Raw genomic sequence first — 14,939 nt, 5'->3', positions numbered from 1 at the left:
CGGGGAGAGATAAATGGAATTTATGGATTCGAGATTTTTCGATCATTTTATCGATCCGAAAAATGTCGGCACGATCAAAGATCCCGACGGGACGGGGATGGGAGGGGATGGCAGTTGCGGAGACTGGCTTATAGTGATGATAAAGGTGAAAGATGAAGTTATAACCGATATAAAGTTTCAATGCAGGGGCTGTTCGGCGGCAATAGTCACCTCAAGCGCGATGACAGAGATGGCAAAGGGAAAGACGATAGAAGAGGCGATGAAGATATCGGCGAAGATGATCGAGGACGAAGTGGGCGGGTTGTCCGATGAAAAGAGGCACTGCTCACTGCTTGGAGAAGAAGCTCTGCGCCAGGCTATCGAAGATTACCTTGGAAAGCATTGATACGGGAAAACCGGAAAATCCACTGATCATCTCCCCGGTCTGCCCGCGCCGTCTCGGGTGTCCCCGGACGGATATTACCGCCCGGGAAGTTTCCTGATCTTTCTGAGTCTTTCGTGAAGGCCGTCATGGAGATACTGGACGTACAATTCATCCTCCGGTTTTTTAGTGATCCGGCGGATGGTGATCGACATTCCGGGGCCTTTCAGCCAGTACGTCTTGTATGCCATCTCGATCGTACCGTCGGGGGAAGTGCTTTCCACTCCGTATCTCTCTTCGAGCGTATCCCTGAGGAAGTTCAGCTTCGAGACATTGTTCTGCCTGTAGTAAACGATGATTTCCATCAATCTTCCGTCAAAAAAAGTCAGCCGGGCGTGATCGACGTCTCTCGGTTGCGAAAGGACTCGAGAAAATTCATACATCTCGCCTCTTGAACCGGTCGCCGGGTCTTCGAGCTTTTTCCATGAGACCTGGTGGCGGACACGTTCGAACAGGCCGTCCCTGGATTCTCCGAGATGGAAGCCGTGAATATTTTCCTTCAGGACTTCTGTTTTTCCACCATCATTTTCTCCCGAACAGGCCTGTACGAGCAGCAGTGCCGGGATAAGAAGGATCAGTAGATGCGCATCGCCTGCAGGCCACTTTCGACCTTTTTCCCAGGCGCCGGTCTTTTTATTACCCGTCATGACATCAATCCTTCCCTGCTTCCGCGTCCTCATTGTTATTAAGCAGGGTATAGAACCCTCCGATGCCTATGAGGATCATGATCGTAGACTGGATCCAGGTTTTGGGAGGGATCGCACCCTTCGTGTTGTTGACGAAGAATACCATTCCGACCGACAACACGGTAAGCAGGCCATAGATAAAGAACATCACTCTTCGCGCCCGGTTCCTCGTGGTGACGTTATCTTCTCCGAATAACTTGTTATAGATCACCAGGCCGAATGTCGTTACTATGCCAAGAGCGGCGAACACAAGCCAGAAGTTCCTGAGAGTAGTCCCGGTGCCTGCCAGTTCAAGTGGAGAAAGGCCGGCGAGATTCGCCTTTTCCTTTATCGGGGAAAGGATAGCCCTGTACATCTCTCCGCCGACATTTGATCCGACAAGAGAACCGATCACTCCATAGAGGAAGGCGTATCCCATGTATGTCGCCTTTTTCTCCTGCGGAGCCACAATGCCTATATAGCTGTAGTATTTCGGGTGGCATGTCATTTCACCGATCGAGAAGACTGCTATTCCAAGAATGAATATCCAGGCGTGTTGAGACGATGCGAGGACAAAAAATCCGGCAGAACCGATCAGAATTCCACCGACCATCGTCGGGAGTGGTTTGATGTTTTTTACGATCAGGTTGACGAATATCTGGAGCACCACTATCGTTCCCGCGTTGACGACAGTGACATGCTCGGGCCGCAGGGTATAATCCATCCCCATCCTGGCGAAGAATCTGGTGATCGGCGCGGGATCGATGAAATCGCGAAGATACCAGAGGACCGAACCGAAATTCTGAAAATAGAGGATCCAGAAACATGAATATACGAATATCAGAAGCATGAACCGCGCGTCTGAAAGAACGGTGACCGCTCCCGACAATACTTCTTTGAGGTTCTTGCTGCTTTCAGGTTTCGGGGGATCTTTATAGAGAAACGCCGCGGGCAGAAGCATCAGGGCGCAATAGATCGCGCTGATGGTGAAGACCCAGCTCCAGCTGAGGCTGTCCCTGATATAACCGGCCACGAGCGGGGCGACCAGGGCGCCGAGGTTTATCATCCAGTAATAGACTCCGAATCCGAATCCTGAATTCTTTTCATTCGTCGTCCTGGCTATCGTTCCCGAGATAATAGGCTTGAAAAGCCCCGAACCGGTCGCCATTACGAGCAGGGATATGAAGATGACGCCGTACGTGGTGACCTGGCCGGCGACAAAATATCCCGCGCCGAGAAGGCTGAAAGCGACGAGAAGCATCTTTCTGTATCCATATCTGTCGGCGAGCGCGCCTCCGAGGATGGGGATCACATATGTCATGGCGTAAACAAAACTCTGAAGAAGTCCCACCATATCCTCTGTGAATCCAAGACCTCCGTTGACGACTTTTTCGGAGAGGTATATGGCAAGAAGAGCGTTCAAGCCATAATAGGCGCCGCGTTCAAAGAGCTCCATGATATTGGCTACCCAGAACGAACGCGGGAACGATCCTATCCCGGTCTGCATCTCAGTACTTTTTTCCACTTCGCTGACTTCCTTTCCTGGCGAAGGACCATTTCACTCTGCCAGAGGAGATTGACATCTTTTCCGAAGAAGCGCCCGGACAAGCGGCCTGTCATGAAGCAGGCTTCAACCCGGACGCCACCAGTCATAGAATCTATCAAAAATGTGTCGATTATGGTATATAAAAATAGCCCGGCAGCATCGTGCCGGGCCTGGATAGCCTGTCAGGCAGGATCGATAGTGATCACATATATTTGAATTTCAACTGAAAATTCCCGATTCCTATAAGATCGCCGCTGTTAAGCTTGACCTTGTGTATCTCCCGGCCACCGATGCTCGTGCCATGCCGGCTGTTGAGATCCTCAAGGTAATAGGATCCGCTTTCTCCGGTAATGACAGCGTGTTCCGAAGATACGAACGAATGGTCAAGACAGATATCGCAATCGATATCGCTGCCGAACGTTGTCGTTTTTCCGGTTATATCGATTACCAGTCCCGAAAAACAGCCATTTACAATTTCAACGGCAGCTTTTTTCCCTTCACTGCTCTTTTTCCTTTTGCTGCTTTTCCTGTTTCCGGAAACGGGATTCCTCGTACTGTTTCTTGCAGACACGTCATCACCTTTCGCCAATTGAAGTCCAGCCGCTCTATTGTCATCAAGGTGTCGCCCCGTTTCTGGCAAAATCTGTACCACACGATGCCGCGCGGATCTTTCCCTGACTGTCAGCATCTGTAGAAAGGGGAATATTCGAGGTAAAAGCCTGCCTGATTATCAATCATGGGGAGCAACGCGCAACGGAAGGAAACGGGGAAGAAAATGCCCGGAGGGTCTCCATTTTCGCCCGATCCCGGCAGAAGCTCTGGCCGCGAGATCATTTTGCGCTGTTGAATAAATTGCGTCTCCGCCGCGACAGATTGCTAATCGGCATTACCATAGCGGCGGCGCCCCTGACGATGGATAATGCGTTACGGTCTTCCCGCAGGCATGGGGATCCTATTTTTTTCGTTTCGAAGTTCTGAAGTCTTCCGGAGCGACATCATGTTTTTTCATAAGATCATGAAGAGTAGGCCTGCTGATGCCGAGTTCCTGCGCCGCCGCCGAGACGTTTCCCGAGAACCTGAGGAGCGCGTCGGTTATCATCCTCTGTTCAAGGTCGTCTCTTGCTTCTTTAAGGGATGGGATCGACAGTGGTGTAATAGACGCGCCGGAGCCGCCCTGGCGAGATTCCGCGGCAGCGCCGGCCTGGTCAGGGGCCAGGTCCATGTCTTCGGGCTGAATGATCCTTCCGGATGTCATGATCACTGCCCTCTTCACCCTGTTTTCCAGTTCACGGACATTTCCGGGCCATGAATGAGTGTAAAGGATATTACGGGCTGACTGACTGAAGGTCTTGACGTTCTTTGAGAATTCGGAATTGTAGTGATGGAGAAAATACATCGCCAGCAGAAGGATATCCTGGCCACGGTCGCGAAGGGGGGGGAGAGCGATCTTTATGGTGTTTATCCTGTAGTAAAGGTCCTCTCTGAACGTCCTCTCTTCGATCATCGTTGTAAGGTCCCTGTTGGTCGCGGCTATCACCCTCAGATCGAGCTGGAGGGGTTTCTGTCCCCCCACTCTTTCGATGACGTGATCCTGGAGGAATCTCAGTATTTTGACCTGCAGGGAAAGGGGGAGTTCGCCTATCTCATCGAGAAAGATCGTCCCTCCCTCGGCGATCTCGAATTTTCCCGGTTTTGAGGAGACAGCACCTGTAAAACTGCCTTTTTCATGGCCGAAGAGCTCGCTTTCAAGAAGGTTCTCCGGTATTGCTCCGCAGTTTATCGGAATGAATGGCTTGTTCTTTCGCGTACTTCTCGAATGAATCGCCCTGGCGATCAGTTCCTTCCCCGTCCCGCTCTCACCGGTAATGAGGACGGCGACATCTGTCGGCGCGATCCTTCGTATGGTCTCGAAAATATCGAGCATTGTCCCGGACATCGATATGATGCTTTCGAACTCATGCCCTTTTCCGGGGGCTGATTTGAGGTCTTTGATCATCGACTCGAGGGAATGGATGTATGAAGCTCTTCCGAGTATCACTCTCAATTCGTCGATATCGACCGGTTTGGAATAGAAGTCGATCGCTCCGGATTCAAGAGCCCTGAAAGCATTCTCCTTGTAATCATGTCCGGTAATCACGATGATTTTGATCCCGGGCTCTATCTGAAGGGCCTTCTCCAGTATTTCGAATCCTTCAAATCCCTCGGACTCGCTTGTCAGGGAGAGGTCGAGGATCATCAACTGGGGTGATTCGTTTTTTACAGCAGTGAGGGCATCTTCGATGGTTGATGCCTTAATGATCCTGTAATCTTTTTTAAAAGCCCATTCAAGTTGTTTCAGAATGGCTTCTTCGTCGTCGACTATTAACAGTTTTGTTGACGCCAATTAAAGCACCTTTCCGTCAATTTGAATCGATACCGGGTATTTTAATCGATACGACCGCGCCGTTTCCACCAAGATTATTGATCGATATCGATCCTCCATGAGCCTCGATCATTGATTTGCACAGGGCGAGTCCTATCCCGAGGCCGTTTTTCTTTGTGCTGCTGAACGGTTTGAAAAGATCGTTCTTCAGATATTCGGCATCGAATCCTTTTCCGGTATCGGCGACGGTAAGAGTTATCCCTTCCCGGTCATCAACCGAGATAGTGATCGTTATCTTCCCGTTTTCTCCCGTCGCGTCGACAGAATTGAGGATCAGGTTCTCGATGATCCTTTCGATTGCCGATCGATCGACATGCGCGTACAATTCGCCCGGCGGTGAGAAATCCAGCGATATCTTCCGGTTTTGCGCCGCGGGCATTAGATGGGCGGCCTTGTCCCTGACGAGAGAAACGATCTCCGTTCTAGTCCTGCTTATATTCCCGGGATATTTATGGGCATTGAGGGAGTTGATCAGATCCTGCATCTTTTCGACCGATCTTTTTATCGTTTGAATCGTATCTTTCTGGAATTCCTTGTCATCCATGTTTTCCCTGGCGTTTTCCGCTGTCAGTGAAAGCATCCCGACGGTATTTTTAAGGTCGTGTATTACAAATGAAGCAAAGCGGTTGAACGATTCGATCTGCTTTGATTCGAGAAATCTTTCTTCCATCAGAAGGTTATCGATCGTTATTAAAGCCTGATCGGCGATCGTCTCGAGAAAGGTCTCATCCTCCTGCCCGAACGGCGCGCCGGTATCTTTGACTCCGAGTGCGATGAAACCCTTGGTTTCTTCACCATGTCCCAGCGGAGCGATGAACCGGATCCAGCAGGGTATATGATCTGATTCTTCTTCGCCGCTCCTCTCGGCAAGGGAAGGGATTTTCCTGTTGAATCTCCTGTTCAGCCCCTCGAACCTGCCATCTCTGCATAGTGAAAGCAGCCAGCCAGGAGTTTCAGGAGTCCAGTCTTCTCCAGTCGCTCCATACGACGCCTCTTTCCCGTTCCTGATATCGACCCATATTATCCCTCTCTGGACCATCACAGTCTCGCAGAGCGATCCTATCGTGTTGGAGAGAAAATCCTCTATTCTCAGGCTGGTGGCCATCAGCCTGGAGAAATGGCGCCATTCCCTGCGGTAGTTGTAGTTCTCGAGATAAAAATTGTCGTTGAGGAATATACGGAGTCTTCTTCTCACTCTGCCCGAAATGCCTATCGAAAGAAGCAGGAAGGCTATAAATATACCTATTACATAGAGGTGAAACCGGTCGTACGGCAGTCCGGCCAGAGCCGATATCCAGGAGATAAGTCCGATCGAAATAAAATACAGCCCCGCGATCATGACAGTTATCGTTGAATTATTTTCCTTTTTCGCCGGAATCCCTATCTCGAAGAAGTTATAACGGATATTTGCGTAGAGAAAAGTAACGGCGACAATTATAATACCGCATGTCTCAACGATCAGGAATCTGCGATCGACGGATGAAAGGGAGAGAAGCCTGCTCATGACTACAAAATTAAGCAGTGAGGCTGTCAACATTCCTAGCATCGGGTATTTAAGGGTGACTTTTCCCTGTATGTTAGCTGCCCTGTACGTGTTTTCCATGAAATATAAATAGCAGACATTGACCAGAAGGATAAAGACACCCAATCCCTTCCCTGCCCAGGTGAATGACAGTTGATAGAGAAACCCTTTTTCCTCCATGGAAATTGCCCGGACAAGGTGATGGATCGGAATGAGAAAGCTGCCTGCAAACAGGATCATAAAAAGGATCATCATTGCCGGCAAGCTCTTCCATGGTGAGACGGAGCCACTCTCGCGCGCGAAGAAACGAAAGAACGGGATCCCAAAAGCCGGTGAAGAGATCGTCGTGGCAATGAGTATTCTCAAAAGGGTCTGAGTCTGATCCGGCGAGCCGGATCGAACGATCAGGGAGACCAGAATCATGATGAAGGCGAAGACAAAGACCAGAGGAATAAAGAAGCGTTTCTGGTAATTGAAACGTCGCCGGGCGATGGCTGTCAATGCCAGGAGAACAAGAAGCCCCGACGCGGTATAGGAGAGGATTGGAGCAAATAGGTTCATTGTTCTTCTCTTATTCTTTCCAGATGTCTTTGGGCCTCGACTGCCAGATCGGAACCTTCATATCGTTCGACGCATGCCTGGAGAGTCTCGATCGCTTTTTCCCTGTCCCCGAGCTCCTTTTCATAAATCGAAGCGGCTGTGAGGTAATTCTGCGCGAATCTTCCGTATTCGGGATATTTGTCAGGGAGAGTTGTGAGGCGCTCCGCCGCTTCCTTCCACTTTTTCTGCAACGACAGTATCCTTACCGCGTATTCTTCGGCCATAATTCTTATACCCAGGGGATTTTCTCTTGAGAGGAGGGTCTCGTAATGTTCCAGGGCCCTTTCGTAAGCGTTATCGGCCGCGTCCTTTTCGCCGTTGTCTTCGAAGTGCGCCGCGATCCTGAGCGGCGATTCCATTCCCTGCAGAGTCGTCGGAAAGCTTGTGTAGATAGATTTGAAATGCAGGGACGCGTCGATCCACCTGCCCTGGATCTCGGAGATATTGGCGAGCTGCCATGTGGCTTCGACTACTCCGCTGCCTGAGGATTTGTGGTCCCTGATGATCCTGTTGTAGACCTCTTCCGCTTCTTTATATCTGCCCGATCCCTGATGTATGCCGGCGATCATCAGAAGGGCGGGGACTGTTTCCTGAGCGTCCGGGAACTCATCGACGATCGATGTAAAGATCGCTGAAGCCTTTTCCTGCCGGTCAAACCCTTCCATCTCGATCTTGGCTTCAAGAAACATAAGAGCCGGCCTGTCTTTTTCGTTACGGTAGAGGTTTTCCATCTCCCTCACCAGCGCGAGAGCGTCGCCCCATTTTTTCTGCTCAAGCAGGACTGTCACAAGGTTGTACTGCGTTTCTCTCACCAGGACGGGGTCCTTAGCCTTCGAGAGTATAGCCCTATATGACTGTTCACCTTTGCCCAGAGCGGCCGATCCCTCTTCCTGACGCCCCAGGAAGTTGTAAAGATTTGAAAGCCTCACCGGAACAAGAAGGTACCGGGTGTTCATCCTAGATGTCTTTTCTATCGTGTTCCGGCCCAGATATTCTTCGGAGAATTTTTCAAAGAGCCTAATCGCTTCAGAGGCATCTCCGTTCTGCTCTGATATGAAAGCGGCCGACCATAGGGCGTTCGCTTTTGCCTCGGGGATGTTGTCGGCGAGCAGGTACGCTTTCTGAAAATCAGCGATCGAGTTTTCCAGGTCACCGGCGCGGAATTCAAGTTCGGCGAGTTCGATCTGAGCTGAAACGACGATCATTTCCATCCCTTCGACGCTTCCGGCGCCTGATGAATACCGATCGACGATCGACCGGTAGCTGCCGACAGCCTTTTCGATGAATTCGTTGCTCGTCGATCCAGGCTTAAGTTCGCGGTTGAGCTTTCTCGCCTCGAAGAGTTCTTTTTCCGCCCTGTAGAGGGTCGATTTTTCTCCGCTTGAACAGGCCGAAATGGCAAGGAATACCATCAGGATGACGATGCAGATATTGATCTTTCCGTTCATTTTTCCTCCAGAGTCGGCGACCTCGAAAAGGTGATCCGGTCCTCAGCCAAGGCTGTTTTTCATCCTTCCCATGAAGATGATGGTCCCACCTGCAATGATCAGATAGGTGGATATCATCTCGATGATCGATGAGACGACGTAATTATATATTATGAAATCGGGAGAAAGCCTCGTGGCGATCAGTCCGGCTTTTATCCCTATGAACGTTGTAGGCAGAGTCAATATGAATGGAAAAAGCACCACGAAAAAAGTTGTCGCCGCCGAATCAGCGGCAATTGAGAAGCTTTTTCTGACCGATCTGAAAAAATCGGCGTCGTAGAGAAGGATCGCGGGAGTCGTATATAAGAACAATCCCTGTATCGCGAGCGCGATCACGATGCCTGCCGAATATATGATGTATCCCTCCAAGACCCCAGCCCCCGCCCTGATATTTCCAACGAGAAGGAATACCGCGTATATGAGCGTGGAGGCGACAACAGAGACCAGGAGCAGCTGGAGATACTTACCCAGCGTTCCACGGAATCCATCCCGGAGGGAGAGAGACCTGTCAAAAGCGAAACTGAAGACAAGGATCACCGTCACTCCCTGGAATATTATATTGATGAATATGTCTATCAGGATATCCAGCCGGTCAAGGATCGGTTGCATGAGGATGATGTGGCCGGGGAAATGCCCTATATCGGAACCGGAAAGCCCCCTTATGAAAAGGGCCCAGAACGATGTAAGGGGAGGCTCAAGGCTTGAAAGGTATAATATCAATATGCCCAGGTGAATAGTCAGGAAGATGATCGATGGAATCGCGATCCTGAAATCACGCAGGATCGATATAGCGGAATGGAAGGAACTGAATGTTTCCTTCAGGCTTGCGGAAATATCGAACCTTTTTCCCGTGCTGTTTTTTTCACTGATGAATGTCTTCGTCATCTACCCTCGATTCTTCAAAGGTCGCCCCGGTTTAAGCGCTGCCATTATATCGGGATTTATTCCACTTATGAATCTAAACATCTCTTCCTCGATATTTTTGTCTCCTCCAGGCCTGACGACGGTTGAGAATCGGATAAACGCGGCAGCCTGGGGTCGCGACAGGAGGGTGTTTTTCATCTGGTGGTATTTCAGCGAGAACTCGTCAGGGATGGCATCTCCGTTCATGCTGAACCAGTATATGACCAGCCTTTCTTCCCTGCCATTCGAGATCATCAACCGCTTGACCGATCCGGGGCCGTTTTCAAAATCGATCCTCAGTTTCTCCTCGCTGATAATATCCCACCCTGAACCGGGGTAACAGTGTTTTGGCGAGTGAATCTGGGAATTCTCCTGCTGGCTTGAAAAATACCCGAGGAAAAACTCTATCTCCATTCCTCCCGGCGAAGTATACGACCTGACAAGCGTCGTGTCGGCGCCGAGCACTTTCAGCGATTCGATCCCTATATAATAGTCGTCAGAACTATAATGCCCCGATTCGGACGGAATGAGTGAGAAATCTGGAAGAGAGATCTCACCGGCCTTTTTTTCGCGCAATTTCATCGTATAGACCATAAGTAGCGAGAGTATCAGAATGACGACGATAAGACGGTTTATTTTACCCATTTCAATATCCTCGCGCAGAGAAGAAGCAGAAGCATTCCCGCCACGAATACTATCAGGCCTGATATCTCATGTATCGGTCCGTCCGCGAACTCGGGTCCTATCGTATAGGCTCCGAGCGCCGTAATGGTAAGGCGTATCGCGTTGGCCGCTATCGCTACCGGAATCGAAGCGGCGACGAGAATCAAATTCTTGGTCCTTGAGAAACCTGAGAAAACAGTGAATATCATCGCGATCGTGACCATCGTCATCAACGAGCGAAGCCCGCTGCAGGCAGCGACAACTTCGAGAGTATATTCAGGCAATTGCAGTATATTTCCTTTTCTGATTATGCTGACGCCTGCCATCTTCAGGATCGATGTGCTCAGCCTCGCGCTGAAGATCTGCATCGGGAATGTGATCTTGTAATAGATTATATACGGCAGGGGTATGGCAAGGATCAGAAAAAGGACGGGAAAGGCTGTGACTCTCGCTATCCTGTCGCCAAATATAAAGAGTATTGTACCGAAGATCAGGATTGGAAATGAGAAGCGAGTGGTAAAAAGTTCCGAAGCGGCTGTGCCGGCGATAAGCAGGAGAGAAGCGAAGAGAATGACCAGTAATCCCGCGAATCTATGCCTGCCATCGGGAGCGTTCTTCAGCTTTTCTCGACGCTTCCAGAGTATAAATGCCGAGACGAACGGTATGATGAGCCCATGCTGGTAGTTAGGATCATTTATCCATTGTCTCACCAGGCTCAAGAGCACAGGGAAGTAGAGGATAGATATCAGAACGGCAGATGACGCGATCAGGATCAGCCCCGGCGCTTTTGATCCTGTTCTATCATGATCCGCGATACTGGACAAGAAGCCTCCTCTGATACGGTCGATGCGGCATTGTAGTGGAATCTTATAAGTTATCCGCCTGTATTGGCAAGAAGAATGAGCAGCAAAAGAGGTACCATAAAAAAAGGACGCGGTCTTTTGCCGCGCCCTTTTCTATTCCACCCTGACGAGAGTCAGGATCAGGAGTTCTTTTTTCTTCTCAGCAGAGGAGCAATACCGAGAAGTCCGAGGCCGAGAAGGCTGAGAGTGCCCGGTTCGGGAGTGGCAAAATAACTTGCGTCATGGGAGTTGGGACTTACATACCTCTTGCCGTAGGAGTCGATTCCGATAGCGTCAAAGTTCGCAAATTCGAATCCCCTCACCACTACATCGAGAAGAGCTTCGTCTCCCCACCCCTGCTCGTGTATAATGCCTTCATCATAATGCCATGCGTTCGCACGGAGGTTGTCCATTTCTCCAACACGGTAGAAGTTGAAATTATGGATGCTGGGCAACATGGTCTTGTTATACCAGGATGGAGCAGCGGAAGCGAGTCCGGCGTCGCCGTAGTTATAGAATGTGTTTATCTCTACGCCGTTAATCCAGACAGTGCCACTCTGACCTGTAGGGACATTTACGACGACATAGACTTCCATGTAATCGTAATCTGGTCTGAATGCCAGCATCTCGGAATCCAGACCTGATGTAGTTGTTGGTACCATCGGATCCCAGTATCCGACTACCTTCAGGTCAAAATTGCCGGATGTCGTTACCCACGAATCCTCATCACCGGAGTAATTGTAATAATAATCCGAACCGGTAATATATGTCTGCAGTTTCGGGACAGCCATCGCTGATGAACCGATCAGAGAGAGAGAGAGGAGCAGAGTCGCCAGAATCGAACATTTGCCCATTTCAAAAAACCTTCCGTTCAAAAAGTAAGCTGTTGTCCTATGATTTATTCTTCCTTCTCAGCAGAGGAGCAATACCGAGAAGTCCGAGGCCGAGAAGGCTGAGAGTGCCCGGTTCGGGAGTCGAGTAGAAATATGTCGCGTCGTAATCCCATGGGTTGGTATAGGTGACTCCCCTCGCATCGATCCCGATCGCGTCAAAATGCGTCCAGGAAAAACCCTTTACTACCACATCGAGAATCTTCTCGTCGCCCCACCCTGGTGAATGGATCAACCCATGGTCGTAGTGCCACGCGTTTGGCTGGCTGTTATCGATCACTCCAGCCTTATAGAAGTTGAATTTTCCGAAGGTAGCGGGAGGAGCCCAGCGAAGGTACCAGGCGGGATCGGCGCCCGGAGGAACAGCATCGCCAAAATTGTAGAAAGTGCTGATTTCCTCTCCGTTGATCCATATCGTTCCAGACTGGCAGATAGGGACGCTTATCGCCACGTAACATTCCATATAATCACGCGTGGGATAACAGTAATCTATTCCGCTGTTGATTGCATCCCTATTGACCTCTCCCCAGTATCCTACTACATGCAGATCGAATTCCTGGGAGTTGGTGATCCAGGATCTCTGGTCGAGAATACTGTGGAAATTCTCATACCGTGAATCGGTGATATAGGTCTGGATCCTTGGGACGGCGACAGCGGAGCCCGCGAACAGGACTGCGGCGAGCATCGCGGCTGTAAAAACATGGAACCTTTTCATCTTTTTTCCCTTTTCTGGTGTCGGAATCGATTATAATTTACATAATATAGCTGCAAACACCCATATTATCGCAATCTGCATGCCACTTTTTTAAGCGTGTGTATCACTAATAAATTCAAGATGTTACATTTGCTCTATCCAGGCGTTTGCCAAACAATCTAAAAAGCGTAAGGAATGCCGACGTTTTGAGCCCTTTCGGATCGATTTTTTAAGGAGTCGCAGCGCGGGTCAGGAAGGGGATCCGGCTCCTCTACCTCGATCGAAGCAGAGGAGCCGTAAAAGATCAATATCGTTATGGGTTGCTACCTGTTTCTTCTCAGAATAGGAACCAGTCCAAGAAGACCGAGCCCGAGCAGGCTTAGCGTTCCCGGTTCAGGGGTAGCGAAATAGCTTGAGTCGTGCGAATGGGGATTCCTGTACCTTTTGCCGTGCGAATCTATGCCTATGGCATCAAAGTGAGTCCAGGAAAAACCTCTGACGACGACATCGAGGAGAGCTTCATCGCCCCATCCCCGTTCATGGATCAGGCCATGGTCGTAGTTCCACGCGTTAGCCTGTTTGTTGTCTATCCTGCCTACCTTGTAAAAGGCGAGGTTCATGTCTTTGCGGAACAACCCCTTCGTATTCCAGTCGAGGCCTGTTTCCTGTCTGTTATAATTATTGCAGAAAGAGTTGATCTCGATTCCATTGATCCATACTGTTCCGGACTGATCTGTCGGAGCGCTGATCATCAGGCAGACATCGAGATAATCGTACGTCGGTGGAGCGAGGACCATATCCAGAGGCGGGTCCTCCGGAATCGGATGCCAGTATCCGACCACCTTCAGATCGAAGCTGCCCGATGTCGTGACCCAGGTATCGCTTTCAATCGGAGCGTAGTTGTATTGAAAATCTGAACCGACTATGTAGGTCTGTAGTTTTGGAACCGCGCTGGCTGGTCCGGCGACCAGAGCCGAAGCCAGCAGGGCCGCCAGAAAAATATTGATCCTTTTCATATCCGCTCCTTTGTGTCGAATTCCATTATAAACAACGAAAATACTCTGACTTTTCATATTAGTGACCGCAAGGTGCGTGCCATCGATCTCTTTTTGTAACATCCATTAAAATAACAAATTGCGCACTCCAAATGTTGGGTCATATTCCCCAGCTTTAAACCTGTAAAGAATCTCGACATATCGTCGTTGCTCTGTCCTCCGGCCGGGGCATATTCCCCCAGGTGAGCGGAGGTCGTATCTTACCGCCTTTTCCTCGATCTTGACGATCCGAGGGAACCGGTGGAGTAACTCCTGCTCTTCCTTGAACTTGAACTGATCCTTGACCCGAAGTCGGGGTGCATCCTTTCAGTTCCCCGACTGATGCCGGTATTTCTGCTGAAATTCATCGAATTGAACGGCATCCGGCGGTTACCGCCACGAAGTACTTTCGAGGGTGAGGTGATCATCCCTGTTCCCCGCGAAGCCCCGTTTCTAAGTCTGCTCGTCTGGGGAAGAAAGGTGCCTGAGATCGACGGGTGGATGTACCCGGACGCGTTTATCTGTCCGTTCCAACCGTTTCTCTTCTGATATCTTATCCTTTTTCCAGAGATGCTATAGCTTGATGATGAGATCCCTGTCCGAACATACTGGCCAGCAGTGACCGAAGCGGAACTTCGGCCCATAGCTTTTTGCCAGTCCCGGTCGATGGCGGCGCTCTGGGACATCGCCCACTCCGAGAATTCTCCCGGTTCACTGGCGCGCGCCTCACCAGAGGCGGACAGCAACGGATTGATCACAATGAGAAGCAACAATAAAGTTGCGGTCAGGTAACGCATGACTACTTCCCTTTATCTATCTGATACGGAAATACAATAGAAAGCTGATTTAGAAACTACTATCTGTACGCAGAGTTTAGAAGAGGAGAGAATCTTCTATTCGTTTACAATCAAAATTCTAACATATCGGCACGGATCTGTCAACCCGTCCGGCCCGAGGGGCTGTCGTTAAAGGCCGGGGATACCTGTCCAGCTTGACATCTGGCGGCGCCTCCCGTCCGAACCCAGGTTACGCCCCGGCCGGTCGAAAGGTCAGATTGCTGGAAGATCCGTTATGGACGAAAGAGTTGTACAATGGATTTATCGGGGATCGGTCGGCGAATCTGGCAGTGGCGATCTGCATCCATGCAGATCAATCTATCACACGCTGGAGGGATACTCGAATCAGGTCGTTTATTGTCTGCCTGGCGCGTTCCCGGCTGGCCGGGAATAATATCAATGGTATCGATTGAA

15 protein-coding genes are annotated in these 14,939 nt (G+C 50.1%); 2 read left to right on the top strand and 13 right to left on the bottom strand.

What is annotated here, in order from left to right:
* Positions 1-13: 13 nt before the first annotated feature.
* Positions 14-385: an iron-sulfur cluster assembly scaffold protein gene (locus JW814_01435; GenBank protein ID MBN2070091.1), complete on the top strand. Its 372-nt coding sequence runs from the start codon at positions 14-16 to the stop codon at positions 383-385.
* 74 nt (positions 386-459) lie between these two features.
* On the opposite strand, the gene JW814_01430 is transcribed toward JW814_01435, so the two are convergent.
* From JW814_01430 to JW814_01410, 5 genes are all read right to left on the bottom strand, one after another.
* Positions 460-1,068, bottom strand: coding sequence for a hypothetical protein (locus JW814_01430; protein ID MBN2070090.1), 609 nt, complete (start codon positions 1,066-1,068; stop codon positions 460-462).
* A 4-nt stretch (positions 1,069-1,072) separates the two neighbouring features.
* Positions 1,073-2,611: an MFS transporter gene (locus JW814_01425; protein ID MBN2070089.1), complete on the bottom strand. Its 1,539-nt coding sequence runs from the start codon at positions 2,609-2,611 to the stop codon at positions 1,073-1,075.
* A 223-nt stretch (positions 2,612-2,834) separates the two neighbouring features.
* Complete coding sequence (locus tag JW814_01420) at positions 2,835-3,203, bottom strand: FHA domain-containing protein (protein ID MBN2070088.1); 369 nt, start codon at positions 3,201-3,203, stop codon at positions 2,835-2,837.
* A 381-nt stretch (positions 3,204-3,584) separates the two neighbouring features.
* Positions 3,585-5,015, bottom strand: a complete 1,431-nt coding sequence (gene prsR, locus JW814_01415) for a PEP-CTERM-box response regulator transcription factor (GenBank protein ID MBN2070087.1) — start codon at positions 5,013-5,015, stop codon at positions 3,585-3,587.
* Between the two features lie 16 nt (positions 5,016-5,031).
* Positions 5,032-6,702 carry a hypothetical protein gene (locus JW814_01410; protein ID MBN2070086.1) on the bottom strand — a complete coding sequence of 557 codons (1,671 nt, stop codon included), beginning with the start codon at positions 6,700-6,702 and terminating at the stop codon, positions 5,032-5,034.
* Between the two features lie 85 nt (positions 6,703-6,787).
* Between JW814_01410 and JW814_01405 the strand changes: the two genes are divergently transcribed.
* Positions 6,788-6,952, top strand: a complete 165-nt coding sequence (locus JW814_01405) for a hypothetical protein (protein MBN2070085.1) — start codon at positions 6,788-6,790, stop codon at positions 6,950-6,952.
* Positions 6,953-7,133: 181 nt separating this feature from the next.
* Here JW814_01405 and JW814_01400 read toward each other — a convergent pair whose 3' ends face one another.
* The 8 genes from JW814_01400 to JW814_01365 all read right to left on the bottom strand — a co-directional run bounded on the left by JW814_01400 (position 7,134) and on the right by JW814_01365 (position 14,486).
* A complete protein-coding gene (locus JW814_01400) occupies positions 7,134-8,624 on the bottom strand; it encodes a tetratricopeptide repeat protein (GenBank protein MBN2070084.1) in 1,491 nt (496 codons plus the stop codon).
* Positions 8,625-8,666: 42 nt separating this feature from the next.
* Complete coding sequence (locus tag JW814_01395) at positions 8,667-9,548, bottom strand: hypothetical protein (protein ID MBN2070083.1); 882 nt, start codon at positions 9,546-9,548, stop codon at positions 8,667-8,669.
* Positions 9,549-10,211 carry an EpsI family protein gene (locus JW814_01390; GenBank protein ID MBN2070082.1) on the bottom strand — a complete coding sequence of 221 codons (663 nt, stop codon included), beginning with the start codon at positions 10,209-10,211 and terminating at the stop codon, positions 9,549-9,551. It abuts the gene before it with no gap.
* Entirely contained in the window at positions 10,199-11,053 is an 855-nt protein-coding gene (locus JW814_01385; protein ID MBN2070081.1) for an exosortase/archaeosortase family protein, read from the bottom strand. Before JW814_01385 ends, JW814_01390 begins: the two co-directional genes overlap by 13 nt.
* A 158-nt stretch (positions 11,054-11,211) precedes the next feature.
* Positions 11,212-11,925 carry a choice-of-anchor N protein gene (locus JW814_01380; GenBank protein ID MBN2070080.1) on the bottom strand — a complete coding sequence of 238 codons (714 nt, stop codon included), beginning with the start codon at positions 11,923-11,925 and terminating at the stop codon, positions 11,212-11,214.
* A 37-nt stretch (positions 11,926-11,962) separates the two neighbouring features.
* Positions 11,963-12,676 carry a choice-of-anchor N protein gene (locus tag JW814_01375; GenBank protein ID MBN2070079.1) on the bottom strand — a complete coding sequence of 238 codons (714 nt, stop codon included), beginning with the start codon at positions 12,674-12,676 and terminating at the stop codon, positions 11,963-11,965.
* 302 nt (positions 12,677-12,978) lie between these two features.
* Complete coding sequence (locus tag JW814_01370; GenBank protein ID MBN2070078.1) at positions 12,979-13,671, bottom strand: choice-of-anchor N protein; 693 nt, start codon at positions 13,669-13,671, stop codon at positions 12,979-12,981.
* A 239-nt stretch (positions 13,672-13,910) separates the two neighbouring features.
* Positions 13,911-14,486 (bottom strand): hypothetical protein, encoded by a 576-nt coding sequence (locus tag JW814_01365; protein ID MBN2070077.1) that lies wholly within the window; start codon positions 14,484-14,486, stop codon positions 13,911-13,913.
* Positions 14,487-14,939 lie beyond the last annotated feature (453 nt).

It is taken from the genome of Candidatus Krumholzibacteriota bacterium (assembly GCA_016932415.1).
Classification (GTDB): Bacteria; Krumholzibacteriota; Krumholzibacteriia; order Krumholzibacteriales; family Krumholzibacteriaceae; genus Krumholzibacterium.
Note: the sequence above shows the minus strand (reverse complement) of the source record. Positions and strands in the feature narration are given on the sequence as shown.